This window comes from Mesobacillus sp. LC4 (assembly GCF_053543455.1).
Map to the genome: position 1 here is coordinate 161,935 of NZ_JBGCUB010000004.1, position 16,633 is coordinate 178,567.

A 16,633-nucleotide genomic window follows, 5' to 3' on the forward strand; every position below is an offset into this window, starting at 1 on the left:
TCAGCCAGCGCTCGCTGACTGGAGTGCCTTTTTTTGAATCGAAATGCAAAGCACTATATTAAGAAAGAAAAATGAAGATAACAGAATCATCACTCCGCTGAATGGCAACAGGGCTGCAACTGGCGGAGCTAGGCTTGCTCCGGTCAACAGGATGAAGGAATACAGGGACAGTGCTTTGGCGCGCTGGCTGCTGCCATAAGAGCCAATCAAGGTAATGACGGTCGGGATTACGAGTGAAATCGAAGAAACAAAAAAGATGGAGAAGATGATCAGTGCTCCGGTAGAATGAAAGAAAAGCAGCAGGAAGGCGCTTATAGACCCAATGGCCAAACCAAACATCAATGTGCGCAGCTCTCCAAAGCGATCGATCAGTTTACCTGTGAAAAGGGAAAGGGAAGCGCCGATCAAACCAACAAGCCGGATCATCAGCAGGTCTGATTCAGGACCATCAAAAAAGCGGCCAATACCATCATAGAAGGCAATTATCGCAAATAACAGCGAAAAAGTAATCATATAGGATTTCATCAAAACAGGCTCTTTTAACAATTGAAAAAAGATTTTCCATACAGGCTTGCTTTCCGTCGTTTGGGTCGGTGATTCTTTCAGCAGGAAAAATGCAGCTGCAAATAGAATGAAATAGACTGTCGAGAAGAAATAGAAAACGCTGTTCCAGGAAAAAACATCTGCCAAGAAGGCACTGGCAATCTGACCAAAGGTCCCGGCGATTAAGAATCCTGTATTGATCAGCACAACCAGAATCGTTCTTTGCCGAAAATTGAATACATCATAGGAGTAGGCAAATGCAACAGAAGCGAAGGTAGCAAGGGTGATTCCCTGCAGTGAGCGGGCAAACCACAAAGTGAGGGATCCGGCAGAGAATCCGACTGCAAGTGTCGTCAAAGCAGAGGCCAAAAGCCCGAACACAAGAATTTTTCGTCTGCCCGTGATATCGGAAATCGGCCCGAATGACAGCAGTCCGCAGGCATAGAAGAAAGTGAACAGACCTCCTGCGAGGACTACGTGGGATTCGGCGATTAACAAGTCATCTGCCAGGACCGAATAAATTGGAATCAAAGTATAAATATTGCTTGCGACCATGATGGCACAAAGTGTCAGAAGAATGGAAGCCTTTTGAAAAAAGGACATGGATTTCATGTATATCACCTGCCACCACCAACATATGCAGACACCACAGTTTTTGCAGGTTGTTTGGGAAAAATTAACGGGCTTCCTGCTTCCAAAATGGTCCTCAAAAAAGGTATAATGAAAGATATATAGAACAATCGTTTGGTATGGAAAGGCGCATGAGTATAGAGCGCCTTTTTCAATTTTTATAAAGATAGATATTTTTAAAGAGAGAAAGGGGAAGTCAGATGTCTGTACGTTTAGTACTAGGGCGCTCGGGGAGCGGCAAGACCGAGATGATCATTAATGAAATCAAGGACAGGCTCATCTCAGACCCGCAGGGGGACCCGATTGCTTATCTAGTCCCTGAACAAATGTCATTCCTTTCCGAATACAGATTGTCCACTGACCCTGAGCTTGGGGGGATGATCAGGGCGCAGGTTTTCAGCTTTCCGCGCCTTGCATGGAGAATCCTGCAGGAAACGGGCGGGTACACTCGCCAGCATTTGGACAGCGTCGGGATCAGCATGATGATCCGAAAAATCATTGAGGACAAAAAGGACGAGCTGAAAATCTTTCAGAAGGCAGCGGATAAGAATGGGTTTATCCAGCAGATGGAGCAGATGCTGATTGAGTTCAAGCGCTATGCGATCAATCCGGACGAGCTCACTGGAAAAATGGAGGCAAGCGCCGCAGGGAATAAAGCCCTGAAGGACAAAATCCATGATCTTGATCTAGTGTATCGACAATTTGAAGACGAATTATTTGGCAAATATATAGATTCAGAGGATTATTTCAAACTGCTGGCCGAGAAAATCCCGGCCTCGCAATACCTTCAAAATGCAGAAATATACATCGATGGTTTCTACAGTTTCACGCCTCTTGAATTGATGATCATTGACCAGCTTATGAGTACTTGTAAAAGGGTGACCATCGCGCTGCCGGTCGACAAGGGTTTCAAAAATGAAAAGCCTGATGAACTGCATTTATTCAGGGTAACAGGTGAAACCTGCTCAACTTTGCATGACATGATAAAAGCAAATGGCCACGATCTGGAAGAAGAAATCGTATTGACGGAACAGATGCGCTGGCAGGATGAATCGCTAAAGCATCTTGAAAGGGAATTCGATTCCAGGCCTGCCGTTAAATATAACAGTGAAGCCGCGATCCATATTGCCCAGGCTGCCAACAGAAGGGCAGAATTGGAAGGCGTTGCCCGCAGGATCCTTGGGCTGGCAAGGGATAATGGTTACCGTTATCGCGATATTGCCGTACTGATGCGAGGCAGCGAATACCGAGAAGTACTTGAAACGATTTTTGACGACTATGGCCTGCCATACTTTATCGACCAGAAGCGGAATATGCTTCATCATCCATTGATTGAGCTAGTCCGTTCCAGTCTTGAAACGGTATTGGGGAACTGGCGGTATGAACCGATTTTCCGTGCGGTAAAAACGGATTTGCTGTTCCCGGACGGTGTGAATTTGAATAAAATGCGCGAACAGATGGATGTGCTGGAAAACTATGTGCTTGCATATGGCATCCAGGGAGATAAATGGACGAAAAAAGAACGCTGGAAATACCGGAGAATACGCGGCCTGGAGTATGACGGAGTGGCCCAGACAAATGCAGAAAAAAAGACAGAGCAGGAACTGAATGACCTGCGGCTGCTGATTACATCTCCGCTGCTGAGGATGGCCCGTCGTCTGAAGCGTGCTGATACGGGAAGGAAGCTTGCGGAAGCAGTGTATCTGTTTATGGAAGAGCTCGATATCCCGGCGAAGCTTGAAGCATGGAGAATGGGTGCTGAACAGGAAGGGAGGCTGGTAGAAGCGAGGGAGCATGAGCAAGCCTGGAACGCAGTGGTCAATCTTCTTGACCAGTTCGTCGAGATGCTTGGTGATACGAAAGTAGCGCCAAAACAGTTCGTTTCCATTCTTGATGCCGGTTTTGAATCACTAAGATTCTCCCTGATTCCTCCTGCGATCGATCAAATACTGATTGCCGACCTTGAAAAGACGCGGCTTGCTGATGTCAAGGTCGCATTCGTCATCGGCGTCAATGAAGGTGTCCTTCCTGCGAAGATGACGGAGGAAGGGATTTTTGCGGATGATGACCGCGAGCTTCTGCAGTCAAAAGGCATCAAGCTTGCTCCAAGCAGCCGCACCAAGCTGCTGGACGAAAACTTTATTGCCTACAAGGCATTTGTGACACCATCGGAGCAACTGCATATCAGTTACCCGATTGCCAATGAAGAAGGGAAAGCTCTGATGCCATCTTCATTCATCAAGAGAATTTCTGATCTTTTCCCTGAACATCAAACGCATTTATACCTGCCGGATCCATCTGAATTGCCGGAAGAAGATCAATTGAAGTACGCAGCTGGCGAAAACGTTGCTTTGTCCTATTTGACATCCCAGCTTCAATTGAAAAAGCGCAACTATCCTGTCTATGATTTTTGGTGGGATGTGTACGATTATTATATAAATAGTCATCAATGGCGAGATAGAGCACGCAAGGTTCTTTCCAGCTTATTTTACGAAAACAGAACGAAGCAGTTATCGGAATCCATCACCAAGGAGCTTTATGGTGATGAAATTCAGGGAAGTGTTTCAAGGATGGAGCTGTTCAACAGCTGTCCATTCTCACATTATGTCCAGCATGGCCTGAAGCTGCGCGACCGCCAGATTTTCCGGCTGGAGGCGCCTGATATCGGGGATCTATTCCACGCTGCGCTGAAAGAAATTGCCGAGACCGTCATGCAGCAAAACCTAAGCTGGGCCCAGCTGACAAGAGCCCAGGCTGAACAACTGGCTAGGGATGCCGTCCAAAAGCTGGCTCCTAAATTGCAGAATGAGATCTTGCTGAGTTCAAATAGACATCATTATATCAGGCAGAAGCTCCAGAACATCATCAGCCGCGCGTCGCTCGTATTAAGTGAGCATGCAAAGGTCAGCGGATTCTCGCCAGTAGGCTTGGAACTTGCTTTCGGACGACAGGGGGAACTGCCGCCGCTTGCTTTTTCACTTAAAAATGGGGCGAAAATGGAGCTCATGGGCCGGATTGACCGCGTTGACAAAGCAGAAGACGACAAGGGTGTGTATTTGAGGGTCGTCGATTATAAATCCAGCGTGAAGGATGTCAATTTGACAGAGGTTTATTACGGTGTGGCATTGCAAATGCTCACCTATCTGGATATCATCATCACTCATTCGCCATTGTTGGTCGGCAAGGCTGCTGACCCGGCAGGAGTTTTGTATTTCCATGTCCACAATCCTATTGTCAACGCATCGAAAATGCTGACTCTTGATGAAATCGAAGAGGAAATCCTCAAACGTTTTAAAATGAATGGTTTGCTCCTCGGCGATGAAAATGTCATCAGAATGATGGACAAGGGGCTTGATACAGGAAGCTCACAGATCATTTCCGCAGGTTTTAAAAAGGATGGCAGCCTGCTGAAAAGCTCGAAGGTGGCCAGCAAGGAAGACTTTGACCATTTGCGCCAATTCGTCCGCCACAAATATGTAGAGACCGGAAACAGGATTGTCAGCGGAATTGTCGATGTGGCGCCGTATAAGCTAAAGGACAGGGCTCCATGTACATTCTGTTCTTTCAAACCGGTCTGCCAGTTTGACCAGGCTGTGGAATCGAATGATTTCAGGAAGCTTCCGGTCATTAAAAAAGAAGACTTGCTGGCGTCGCTCCGTCAGGATCAACAGATGAAAGCTAACGATGGTTTGCCTGGAGTAAATGATCGCTTGGAAGAAATCAGGAAACTGGATATTCTTGCATCAATCGGAGAGGAGGAAGAGGATCTTGGCTAAAATGACTATACCGCCAGTGCCGGAAGGGGCAACCTGGACGGAAGACCAATGGAAGGCAATTATGGCCTCTGGGCAGGATATTCTTGTCGCAGCAGCAGCTGGGTCGGGAAAAACTGCAGTGCTTGTTGAGCGGATCATCAAGAAAATCACTTCGGAAAGCCATCCAATGGATGTTGATGAATTGCTCGTAGTGACTTTCACGAATGCCTCTGCGGCTGAAATGCGCCACAGGATAGGAGAAGCGCTGGAAAAAGCAATTGACAGCAATCCGGCTTCGACCCACTTGAAAAAGCAGCTTAGCCTGCTGAACAGAGCGTCCATTTCAACGCTACACTCCTTCTGTCTTGAAGTGATCAGGAAATATTATTACTTGATTGATGTAGATCCCGGCTTCAGGATTGCGGATGAAACAGAAGGGCAGCTGCTTCGGGATGAAGTGATCGAGGATCTTTTCGAGGAAGAGTATGGAAAAGCAGACAACCAGCCATTTTTCAACCTGGTGGATGCGTTCACGAATGACCGCAGCGATGAAGGATTGAAGGATATCATTGTCGACTTGTTCGATTTTGCCAGATCCAATCCGTCACCTGATGCATATCTTGATTCAATCGTTTCGATGTATGACGCAGCAGAGAACGCAACAATGGAGGATCTGCCTTTCATGAAGGTGCTCGTTGCGGATATCGAGCTGCAGCTACAGGGAGCGAAACAACTTCTTGAAAAAGCGATGGAGATTGCCAGAATGCCAGGAGGCCCTGCACCGAGGGTGGTTAATTTTACCGAAGACCTTCATGTGATTGATACCTTGCTTGCTGCAAAAGACAGGTCATGGGCAGATCTATATGAAGCGGTCCAGCTTGCCAATTTTGGCAGGGCAAAAACATGCCGCGGTGATGATTTCAATAAGGATCTTGTTGACAAGGCAGCCAAGCTTCGCGACCGGGCAAAGAAGATCGTCCAGGATCTGAAAGGGGAATTATTCTCACGCAGACCTGAGAGTTTCCTGAAGGATATGCAGGAAATGAAGCCTTTGGTTTCTGTCCTGATTGATCTTGTAAAAGAATTCTCGCACCGCTTTGGAGAAGTGAAGCAGGAGCGTGGCCTTGTCGATTTCTCTGATTTGGAGCATTATACACTTGATATTCTGACTGCAAATACAGATGTGGAGGAAGTGGCACATCCAGGTGAACCTGAACCTTCAGAGGCAGCATACGCTTATCGCCAGAAGTTCAAAGAAGTCCTTGTGGACGAATACCAGGATACAAATATGGTGCAGGAAGCAATCCTCCAGCTTGTGACAGCTGAAGGGGAAGAAGCAGGCAATCTGTTCATGGTTGGCGATGTTAAGCAGTCGATTTACAAATTCCGTCTTGCTGAGCCTAATCTGTTCCTTGGAAAGTACAATAGGTTCACATCCAGCGGAGAAGGGACCGGCTTGAAAATTGATCTCGCTAAGAACTTCCGGAGCCGCAAAGAAGTCCTTGACGGGACGAATTATTTATTCAAGCAAATCATGGGAATCAAGGTTGGCGAGATTGATTACGATGAAAATGCCGAGCTGAAAATAGGAGCGCCTTATCCTGAGGATGACGAGTTCCCTGTGGAATTGCTCTTGATTGATAAAACCGAGGGGGAATCCGCAGAAACTGAGCCTGGGGATGAAACGGCAGAAGGTGATTTCGATGCTGATGACCTGGAACAATCCCAGCTCGAAGCAAGGCTGATGGCTAAGAACATAAAGGATATGGTAGAAGAACGACGGGGTGTGTACAATCCGAAGACAAAGACCTCGAAGCCCGTCAATTACCGTGATATCGTCATTCTCCTTCGGTCGATGACATGGGCGCCGCAAATCATGGAGGAGTTCAAGCAGCAAGGCATCCCGATTTACGCGAATCTGTCGACTGGATATTTCCAGGCAACAGAGGTCGCGGTCATGCTTTCTCTGTTGAAAGTGATTGACAATCCTTATCAGGATATTCCGCTCGCTGCAGTCCTGAGGTCGCCAATTGTCGGGCTGGATGAGGAAGAGCTTGCCATCATCAGGGTCAGCCAGAAACGCGGTTCCTTCTATGAGGCGTTGACTGCTTTCTGTATTGATCGGCCATTGCCGGAAAATGAGCGCTTGCATGAGAAAACAAATCGCTTTTTTGAAAGTTTGAAAAAATGGAGAACCTCAGCAAGGCAGGGTTCTGTATCTGATTTGATCTGGCAATTGTACCGGGAAACCCGTTTCTTCGATTTTGCCGGCGGGATGCCAGGAGGCAAGCAGCGCCAGGCAAACCTGCGAGCACTATATGATCGCGCGCGACAATATGAAGCCACAAGCTTCCGAGGCCTGTTCCGCTTTTTGCGCTTCATTGAGCGGATGAGGGAGCGCGGAGACGACCTTGGCGCTGCAAGAGCACTTGGAGAGCAGGAAGATGTGGTCAGGATCATGACGATCCACAGCAGCAAGGGACTGGAGTTCCCGGTTGTCTTCGTTGCCGGGCTTGCCCGGAATTTCAATACGATGGACCTGAAAAAATTCTATATGCTCGATAAAGAGTTTGGCTTTGCAGCAAAATATATCAATCCCGAGAAGCGGATTTCCTTCCCATCCTTGCCCCAGCTGGCCTTCAAGCGCAAGAAGAAGATGGAAATGCTGGCAGAGGAAATGCGAGTATTATATGTTGCCTTGACACGGGCAAAGGAGAAGCTCTACTTGATTGGGTCGGTCAAGGATGCAGAAAAGACGATCAGCAAGTGGCAGGACGAAGCAAGCCATCCTGAGTGGCTGCTGGATGAATATTCAAGAGCTTCTGCTTCGGGTTATATCGACTGGGTTGGACCTGCAGTGGTCCGCCACCGAGATTGTCTTGAGATCAGGGAGGGTGCAGAAACTCTTCATCCTGCACTTGGTGAGGACATTACCTGCCATCCATCACGCTGGAAAATCGAAAGCATTAAAGCAGAGGAAATCGCTTCATATGCAGATGAACAAACCGAAGAGCACGAAAGCTTGATGGACCTTGTTGCAGCAGGGAAGCCAGTGAACAGGGACTCAGAATTCGCAGAGACAGTGAACAGGCAACTTTCCTGGAATTATCATTTCAAGGAAGCAGCAAACCACCGCTCCAAGCAGTCCGTTACCGAGCTGAAACGCAACCACGAAACAAGGGATGAAGAAAGCGGAACACAGATTGTCCGGAGGTTTTCAAAACCCATCCTCAATCGGCCAAGATTCATGCAGGAAAAGAAACTCACACCTGCAGAACGCGGAACTGCGATGCATATGGTCATGCAGCATATCAATCTGGACCAGCCAGTAACCGAAGCCACTCTCGATTTGCAGCTGGAGGAGATGGTAGAGAAGGAGCTTCTTTTCCCTGAGCAGCGTGATGCTATTGATAAAAAGTGGATTCTTGCCTTTTTTGAAACGGACATCGGCAAGCGACTGGTATCGGCAGAAAAAGTCAGCCGTGAGGTACCGTTTTATCTGTCATTGCCCTCAAAGGAAGTTTATCCTGATTGGCAGGGAGAAAACGAACCAATCTTTATTCAGGGGGTAGTCGACTGCATTTTCCGGGATGAAAAAGGAACCGTCCTGCTGGACTTTAAAACGGATGGCATCCATGACCGCTACAAAGGCGGTTTCGAGCAGGCAAAGCCAATCCTGGAGGAACGATATCGAATCCAGATCAGCTTGTATGCCAAAGCAATCGAACAGGTGTGGAAACAGCCTGTTGCGGAGAAATACTTATATTTCTTCGACGGCGGCCATCTGCTGGAATTGGATGAACAATAGAGGAATGTTAAAAACCGGCGGGATGTGAATAATAATCCTGCCGGTTTTTTCAGTTTGTCTTGGAGAGATGTCCGATAGAAGGGCTGTATCGGACAAACGGAAGATGAATGATGAGGAAAATGTCCGATAGAAGGGTTGTATCGGTCAAATGGAAGATGAATGATGAGGAAAATGTCCGATAGAAGGGTTGTATCGGCCAAACAGAAGATGAATGATGAGGAAAATGTCCGATAGAAGGGCTATATCGGCCAAACGGAAGGTGAAGCACGAGAAAAGTGTCCGATAGAAAAGCCAGTGATGCTTATAATAGGAGGATATCAGAATAGATGGTAATCAATATGTATTTGCACAAGAAGATATAGAAAAAGCTATTTTTAAATGAAAGCAATTCAATCTCAAGACCAATTCACAAATGGTAGGGAGGGATCACCGAGTGGCGAAGAAAAAGCAATCCGGCACATGTGAGTTATGCGGCAGGGAAGAGGTTGAGGTGACCATTCACCATCTGGTTCCTAAAGAAATGGGGGGCACTTTCATGCCAACAGCCAATTTGTGCATTCCGTGCCATAAACAGATTCATGCTCTGTTCACGAACGAGGAACTGGCATCGGGATTGAACACGATTGACCGGCTTCGTTCCCATCCTGAATTGCAGAAGTTTTTGAAATGGATAAAAAAACAGCCTTCTACAAGGCTGCCGAAAATTACTAAATCTAATGCGCGTAAACGAAATAAACGCTAGTTATTACCTGCTATCGGCTGGTCAATCAAGTTGGCATCAAGAACATTGCTGGCACTCAACCCGTTATTTGTAACAATGAAACCGCCAGTGTTGAATCCTCCTTGACCAGCGACAGTTTTTGCACTGCTTTTTGGCGAGATGAACAGCGTGTCGCCAAACTGCACCGTCCCGCCGCCTACATTCAATATTTGTACAGGACCTATTATTGCTGGCATTGAAAACATCCTTTTCTGCTTTTGTTTAGGCCTTTTTTATTGTAGCTTGTGGATGATGCTTATTCTTTAGGCCAAAAGCTCCTTACTAAATCTATATGTCTTCCCCATTCGACATGTTCATTCTGGGCAAAAGCTGACGAATATGCTTTACTCGGGCTTCCATCGCAATATTGCGGCTGTTTCCAAGGTGGACTACAGACGAGGAAGAAGCTCCCATGATATCAATGTTCCGAACCTTCAATACTGGGTTGAGGTTATGGGTTGAGAAAACAACATTTTCTTCAACTGTTGGTTGAAAGGGAATTGTTTCTGAGAAAATCGGGTACGATGCAAAGTTCCCTTCATTATCAAAAAATACCTCTGCCTCTCTTTGGACGGCGAGAGCCCTGGACAACGCCTGTATTTGCTCCGAATCACCAATCTGAAAAATCGAGGAGAAGGATACCGCATCAATTTTTATATGGTCAACACAGGTTATTCTCTGTAGCATAGCGATCACGAAATATCCGGTGACAGCGGGACAAATGGCCCGACAATCAAGGATTCTGCCGGTGTGTCAAAGGTAGCTGCCAGCTGGATCGTTTCAGCATCACCAACCATCAGCAACGAAGAACTCGAAACACCTATGATCCTTATGTCGCCGACGCATATATCACGGTTATAGACTTGGAAATTCATTATGAACGCCCTTCCTTTACATTATCAGGCAGGTTTTTCAGGAACAGGAACACGCCATTCTGGATTTCCTGCTTAAGAAGATCAATCACCCGCTCGTTTAGCTCAGGACTTAGGTCAGGGCCTCTTTCACCTGATGATTGTTCCTGTAAATGCTGAGCCACTCTGCCAGACAACTGTTTTTTGATATCATTTTTAATAAACTCGAAATAAGAATCTTCTAAACTGATCCCCAGCTCGACCTGAGCACTTCGGTAAATGTTCTCTAATTCAGCTTCTAGATAGTGGTTCAGGGCTGTTTCGATTTCGACCGTCCTTTTAAATAACTGCTTCGGCGGAATCGGCACATTTACATTCTTTTGATCAACGGTAAAATCATCAATCCCATCCAAGTCTGTAGGGTTTAAACCAATATTCAAGGTTCCCTCAAGGGTTTCCACTTTTAACTGGTCGAATTTATACTCGATATTTCCTATCTGAACCGGAGGCCGCTCTTTTAGTGCAGCAATTTCCTGCTGCAATTCGTGCACCATTTTCTCCAATCTGGCCGTCTTTTTGCTTTGGTGCTCCACATATACATGCAGCTTTTTTAAATATTGATAGAATTCCGCGTTCAAAAGAATCACCTCGCATCGACTCAGCATTTTTGAGAATAGTTAAATTTGGCGTACAGGAGCCTGAAGCGGTACGGCAGGTGCTTCAAGTGTGTCGCCGCCTGGCAGTGCTCCCATGCCAGTTGTGATTTCTGAGGGGTGGACCGCCTCAGGAGCAGGAGCTGTAAATCCACCGGTATTATAGAGGTAGGAAACGGGCTTGATCATTCCTGCACTGCCAATTTGCAGAACAGAAGAGTTCGTGATTCCATCTATCTTCAGAAGGTTGATATTGATTGATTGTTGTATATAAAAATTCATCAGACTCACCCACATTAAACATTCAGATAATTTCCTTGATCGACGGCATCTGGATCATAGGTATTCGTTGAGCTTTGGTTATTGTAAACGGTCAACCCGTCACCGGTATTGAATGAACCGGCTCCAGAAAAGGTTTTAGCATTGGAAATCGGGCTGATTCTATAAACATCGCCAATGTGGAAGACAGCGCTGTTCCCCAGGGAAATGACCTGGGCGACTCCAACAATTGCTGGCATTTGCAACACCCTTTATTTAGATTTCTTTATTATCTTATGTGCCCAGATGAAGAATGTGATTAAAATGCCCATTGTGCTTATAGGGCCTTTTTAGGATACATCACTAGCCGGCTCGTGGTTTGATACAAATTGCAAAACACCATCTCGAAAAAGGGTACCGCAGTCTTTGGAAAAAACATGTTATATAACAGTTAAAAAGTTATATAACAGGAAGTGTGATATGTTAATATATTTATATATTTAGAATTATAAAATTATTCTAGAGGAGGCAGATTATGAACGTCCCATTGCTGTTGAATCAGTTTTTAGATCGTGCAGTGTCGCTTTACGGCAGTAAGAAAGCCATTTTTTCTGAGGACAGAGAACTTACATATTCTGAGTTGAACGCCAGGGTGAACAGGCTTTCCGATGGTTTAAGAAAGCTAGGGGTAAACAAGGGCGACCGGATTGCCTATCTTGCACCGAATTCGATTGAAATGCTTGAAGGGTTTTATGGCGTATTCCAGCTGGGGGGAGTCATGGTCCCATTGAACATTCGTCTGAAGCCTGATGATTATTTGTTCATCCTGAACCACAGTGAATCAAAGGTTTTATTCGTTGATCAGGACCTATACCATTTGATCCAGCCGATTAAGGATCAACTCGAAAGCGTACATCACATTATTGTCCATTACAAGGATGATAGCCTTGGTGAAACTGGTTATGATGAATGGCTATCCCAGCAGTCTGATGAGACTTTCAAACGTGCGGAGCTGGATGAAAATGATGTCTGCAGCCTTTTGTATACAAGCGGGACGACTGGGAATCCAAAGGGGGTCATGCTGACGCACCGAAATAATTATCTTCACGCTTTAAGTACGATGCACCATTTACGTGTCAGCGACGAGGATGTCCTCCTGCATGTCTTGCCGATGTTCCATGTAAATGGATGGGGATCGCCATTTTATTACACAGCAAACGGAGCTTCCCAGGTCTGTCTGCGAAAGACGACGCCCGAGACGATTTTCAATGCGCTGGAAAAACATAAGGTCAGCGTCATGCATATGGCTCCGACTGTGTTGAACGCACTGCTTCAATTTTATGAAAAGAATGTCCCAAGTATCGAACAGCAGGTTCGTGTGGTCATTGCCGGTTCTGCTCCGCCGCCAGCATTCGTTACCCGGGTGGAAAAAGAACTTGGCTGGGAGTTCATCCAGGTGTACGGGATGACAGAATCCTCTCCTTTAAGCACGATTTCCACAATCAGGTCGCATTTGAAGCGGCTGCCTTTGAATGAACAATATCGAATGAAAGCCAAAGCTGGCATATCGATGATTGGCAGCCAGGTAAAGGTTGTCAACGATTATGGCGAAGAGGTTGCACACGATGGCAAGGAAATAGGGGAAGTCATCACCCGAAGCAATGGAGTCATGAAAGGCTACTGGAAAAACGATGAGGCAACGATGGAAACCATCCGTAATGGCTGGCTCCATACCGGGGACATGGCGACGGTCGATGAATATGGCAATATAGACATCGTTGACCGTAAGAAAGATGTCATCATCAGCGGCGGAGAAAATATTTCTTCCATTGAAGTCGAGGGAGTATTGTATGATCATCCGGCAGTCCTGGAAGCAGCTGTCATTGCAGTCCCTCACGAAAAGTGGGGAGAGACTCCTCACGCCTATATTGTTCTCCGTGAAAATGAGCAGGTCTCAGAACAGGATCTCATTGCTTTTTCAAGAGAAAAACTGGCGCATTTCAAAGCCATTACCGGAGTGACATTTGTAAAAGAACTGCCGAAAACAGCTTCCGGAAAAATTCAGAAGGTCCATTTGCGGAATGAATATTGGGAAGCAAATGGCAAGACTGGCAGATTCGTAAATTAATAGCCCTGGGGACAGCCATTTAGTGGCGTCCTTTTTTCTTGTGGGAAATCTAGCTGCATCTGGTGTTCTTATGTTACCTTTGGCATATTATTTTGTTGTGTGATATACATAGAATAGATGTTAACTATTGGATGGAATGAGGGGGAAGATGGAGACTAACAGACAGGTATTCGGCAATAGAATTGTTTCAATTGACCGGATGCGAGGCTTTTCATTATTGGGGATTTTTCTAGTGAACATGATTTCATTCCATTCTCCTTATTTTTATATCGATCCAGAGACATGGTGGGATGGCAGCGTAAACCTTTATACATACCGTTTTATTGACCTATTCATCCAGGCAAGCTTTTACCCTTTGTTTTCAATGCTGTTCGGGTATGGCCTCGTGATTTTAAGAGAACGTACGCTGGCAAAAGGCCTGAACTTCAAACCACTTGCATTAAGGAGATTTTCTATTCTGTTGTTGATCGGATTCATCCATGCCTTCTTGATCTGGCCTGGTGATATCCTCATCACATATGCAGTATGCGGTTTCGTTTTCCTGCTTTTTATTGGCTTGAGTGCCAAAAGGCTTTTCATTGCTGGATTGAGCTTATACATAATTCCTAATCTGCTCTTGTTGTTGATGCTCGGTGCAGCATCAGCAATCGACGGTGGAAGCGAATTTTCGATGTATGACGGAGAAGCTGCGGAACAGTCCATAACAATCTATCAAAGAGGAAGCTTCGCTGAAGTGACAGAATACAGAATATCTGAATGGTACAAAAATAATAACCTGGCAGGACTATTTTTATATTTGGTCACAATACTTCCCTTGTTCATGATTGGAGCTGGAGCAGCTAAGGTCAAACTGTTTGAAAATATACGAGAGAAAAGAGGGAAGATTGCGATGGCTGCGGCTATGCTCGCAACCTTTGGCTTCCTGATAAAAGCAATTCCTTACCTGTATAGCAAAACCTTGATGACGGATTATGCGCAGGATGTTTTTGGCGGTGCGATGGTTGCGGTGGCGTATGCTCTAATCATTGCCCTTGTTTCCGAAATGAAGCAATTTGACAGGCTGCTCTATCCGCTAGAGGCTGCAGGGAGGCTCTCCATCAGCAATTACCTATTCCAGTCTGTCGTTTCGACACTGATTTTTTATAGTTATGGATTAGGATACTATGGAGAATGGTCCATTTTTTCAGGAACAATGCTTGTACTAGTCATATACATTATTCAATTGGCATTTAGCAGCTGGTATGTTAAAAGGTTTCACTACGGCCCGGTCGAATGGCTGTGGCGAATCGGCACATACCTGAAAAAACAGCCTTTAAAAAAGGGTGAGTCCTGATGGAGAAGGTCATAATCATTGGCTGCGGAGGTGCAGGGAAGTCGACACTTGCACGGAAGCTGGGGGAAATCCTCAATATTAAGGTGTACCATCTTGATGCAATGTACTGGAAGCCGGGCTGGGAAATGACTGCAAAAGATGAGTGGAAAAAACTGATTCAGCAAGTGATTGAAGAAGATACATGGCTTATGGATGGCAATTACGGCAGTACAATTGACATGAGGGCACAAGCAGCGGATTCAATCATCTTTCTGGATTACTCTACTACAAGATGCGTGTATGGAATATTCAAAAGAAGAGTCATGTACCACGGCAGGACAAGGCCGGATATGAATGAAGGCTGTCCGGAGAGACTGGATTGGGATTTTATCAAATGGGTCGCAAAATACAAGCGTGAAAAGGCTCCTGGTATCATTGCCAGGTTAGAAGAATTCAAGCTTCAGGGAAAAGAAATATACCATTTTACAAATCCTCGTGAAACAGAGAAATTCATCGAAGAGCAGTTAATTAAAGGAGGGCGTTAATATGAAATTCGCTACATATAAAAATGAATCTGGTCAGTTTATCGGAATCGTTCATCCAGATGGCGGGCGAGTACTGCCGCTTTTGGATGCCTATGAAAAAATGGGAGGGGAATCAGCGCTCCCATCTGAGATGGCTGAAGCCATTTCTCTTGGCGACCTTTTTTATCAGGAAGCGAAAAAAACAGTTCAATGGGTAAGCGAGCATGATCTCGACGGTGAGCTATACACCCCGCTTGAATCAGTAGAATTGCTTGCGCCGATTCCGCGCCCGTTCAAGAATATTTTCTGTGTTGGCAAGAATTACGCTGAGCATGCGATTGAAATGGGGAGCAAGGAAGATATTCCTGAACATGTCATGGTATTCACTAAGGCACCTACTACCGTCATTGCCCACGGCCAAAACATCCTTTCACATAGAGGATTGACAGAGCAATTGGACTATGAGGGCGAGTTGGCAGTCGTCATTGGCAAAAAGGGGATTGGGATCAAAAGGGAAGAGGCATTGGATTATGTGTTTGGCTACACAATCGTGAATGATGTGACAGCCCGTGACCTCCAGGCGAAGCACAAACAGTTTTTCATCGGAAAAAGCCTGGATACTACTTGCCCGATGGGACCGTGGATTGTCCATAAATCAGCCATTGACAACCCGAACAACCTCGATATAAAGACAACAGTAAATGGAGAAGTAAGACAGGATTCCAATACGGAAAACTTCATTTTTCCAGTAGAAGAGATCATTGCAGTACTCTCGCAGGGAATGACACTCGAGCCAGGAGACATCATCGCAACCGGAACCCCAGCTGGCGTAGGCAAAGGCTTTAAGCCGCCGAGGTTTCTGAAGGCTGGAGATACCGTGGAAATTACTGTTGAAGGGATTGGAACTTTGCGAAACAAGATCGAGGGCTAACTTAAGCCTGGCCATTTAATTTTAGTTTTTTTGGCGACGTTATGGTATGATATTTTAGAATTTACTATTAGGAGGACGGGTTCATGATCCATGCCCATATGACAGCCTGGTTTTTGGCTCTAGTTTTATTCTTCGTAGCACTTGGTCTACATAAAAGCGGTAAGGAAAAGGGCGCGAAAATTGTCCAGATGGTCCTTAGATTGTTCTACGTGCTGATTCTATTGACTGGTTTCTGGCTTCTTTTCAGCATCAACATCAACCTGATGTATGTACTGAAAGCGGCAGTAGGCCTGTGGGTAATATCCATGCTGGAAATGATTTTAATCCGTACAAAAAAGAAAGAAAAAGCGTCAGTTTTGTGGATTCAATTCATTGTCGCAGTTCTTCTTGTTTTGTATTTAGGTTTTTCACTTCCGCTTGGAACATACTTGTTCTAATATGGAATTGTCGAAAGAAAGCTGTCATTTTAGGCAGCTTTTT

General features: G+C 45.7%; 15 protein-coding genes. 8 read left to right on the plus strand and 7 right to left on the minus strand.

All coding sequences use genetic code 11. The annotated features are described in order from the left end of the window. Positions 1–1,155, minus strand: coding sequence for an MFS transporter (locus AB5I83_RS14160; protein ID WP_448976457.1), 1,155 nt, complete (start codon positions 1,153–1,155; stop codon positions 1–3). Positions 1,156–1,373: 218 nt separating this feature from the next. On the opposite strand from AB5I83_RS14160, the gene addB reads away from it, so the two are divergent. The 3 genes from addB to AB5I83_RS14175 all read left to right on the plus strand — a co-directional run bounded on the left by addB (position 1,374) and on the right by AB5I83_RS14175 (position 9,478). Then, a complete protein-coding gene (gene addB, locus AB5I83_RS14165) occupies positions 1,374–4,949 on the plus strand; it encodes a helicase-exonuclease AddAB subunit AddB (protein ID WP_448976110.1) in 3,576 nt (1,191 codons plus the stop codon). Position 4,950: 1 nt separating this feature from the next. Continuing rightward, positions 4,951–8,736: a helicase-exonuclease AddAB subunit AddA gene (addA, locus tag AB5I83_RS14170; protein WP_448976459.1), complete on the plus strand. Its 3,786-nt coding sequence runs from the start codon at positions 4,951–4,953 to the stop codon at positions 8,734–8,736. A 412-nt stretch (positions 8,737–9,148) separates the two neighbouring features. Then, positions 9,149–9,478, plus strand: a complete 330-nt coding sequence (locus AB5I83_RS14175; RefSeq protein ID WP_448976111.1) for an HNH endonuclease signature motif containing protein — start codon at positions 9,149–9,151, stop codon at positions 9,476–9,478. Here AB5I83_RS14175 and AB5I83_RS14180 read toward each other — a convergent pair. From AB5I83_RS14180 to AB5I83_RS14205, 6 genes are all read right to left on the minus strand, one after another. Continuing rightward, a complete protein-coding gene (locus tag AB5I83_RS14180; RefSeq protein WP_226600082.1) occupies positions 9,475–9,693 on the minus strand; it encodes a spore germination protein in 219 nt (72 codons plus the stop codon). The two genes, AB5I83_RS14175 and AB5I83_RS14180, sit on opposite strands and share 4 nt — an antisense overlap. A 91-nt stretch (positions 9,694–9,784) precedes the next feature. Then, on the minus strand, positions 9,785–10,183 hold the full coding sequence (locus AB5I83_RS14185) for a spore germination protein GerPE (protein ID WP_448976112.1): 399 nt from the start codon (positions 10,181–10,183) through the stop codon (positions 9,785–9,787). A 5-nt stretch (positions 10,184–10,188) separates the two neighbouring features. Further along, positions 10,189–10,371: a spore gernimation protein GerPD gene (locus AB5I83_RS14190; RefSeq protein WP_167832131.1), complete on the minus strand. Its 183-nt coding sequence runs from the start codon at positions 10,369–10,371 to the stop codon at positions 10,189–10,191. Beyond that, on the minus strand, positions 10,371–10,985 hold the full coding sequence (gerPC, locus tag AB5I83_RS14195) for a spore germination protein GerPC (protein WP_448976113.1): 615 nt from the start codon (positions 10,983–10,985) through the stop codon (positions 10,371–10,373). The genes AB5I83_RS14190 and gerPC overlap by 1 nt, the downstream gene beginning before the upstream one ends. Positions 10,986–11,024: 39 nt before the next feature. Further along, the gene (locus AB5I83_RS14200) at positions 11,025–11,282 is read right to left on the minus strand and encodes a spore germination protein GerPB (RefSeq protein WP_448976114.1); all 258 of its coding nucleotides are present in this window, start codon (positions 11,280–11,282) and stop codon (positions 11,025–11,027) included. 14 nt (positions 11,283–11,296) lie between these two features. Further along, entirely contained in the window at positions 11,297–11,518 is a 222-nt protein-coding gene (locus tag AB5I83_RS14205; RefSeq protein ID WP_167832134.1) for a spore germination protein, read from the minus strand. 275 nt (positions 11,519–11,793) lie between these two features. Between AB5I83_RS14205 and AB5I83_RS14210 the strand changes: the two genes are divergently transcribed. From AB5I83_RS14210 to AB5I83_RS14230, 5 genes are all read left to right on the plus strand, one after another. Beyond that, entirely contained in the window at positions 11,794–13,386 is a 1,593-nt protein-coding gene (locus AB5I83_RS14210; protein ID WP_448976115.1) for a long-chain-fatty-acid--CoA ligase, read from the plus strand. A 148-nt stretch (positions 13,387–13,534) separates the two neighbouring features. Then, positions 13,535–14,719, plus strand: a complete 1,185-nt coding sequence (locus AB5I83_RS14215) for a DUF418 domain-containing protein (RefSeq protein ID WP_448976116.1) — start codon at positions 13,535–13,537, stop codon at positions 14,717–14,719. Continuing rightward, positions 14,719–15,243, plus strand: a complete 525-nt coding sequence (locus tag AB5I83_RS14220; RefSeq protein ID WP_448976117.1) for a DNA topology modulation protein — start codon at positions 14,719–14,721, stop codon at positions 15,241–15,243. Before AB5I83_RS14215 ends, AB5I83_RS14220 begins: the two co-directional genes overlap by 1 nt. Before the next feature lies 1 nt (position 15,244). After that, a complete protein-coding gene (locus AB5I83_RS14225; RefSeq protein ID WP_448976118.1) occupies positions 15,245–16,153 on the plus strand; it encodes a fumarylacetoacetate hydrolase family protein in 909 nt (302 codons plus the stop codon). 83 nt (positions 16,154–16,236) lie between these two features. Then, positions 16,237–16,590, plus strand: a complete 354-nt coding sequence (locus AB5I83_RS14230; protein WP_167832140.1) for a YisL family protein — start codon at positions 16,237–16,239, stop codon at positions 16,588–16,590. The last annotated feature ends 43 nt before the right edge of the window (positions 16,591–16,633 follow it).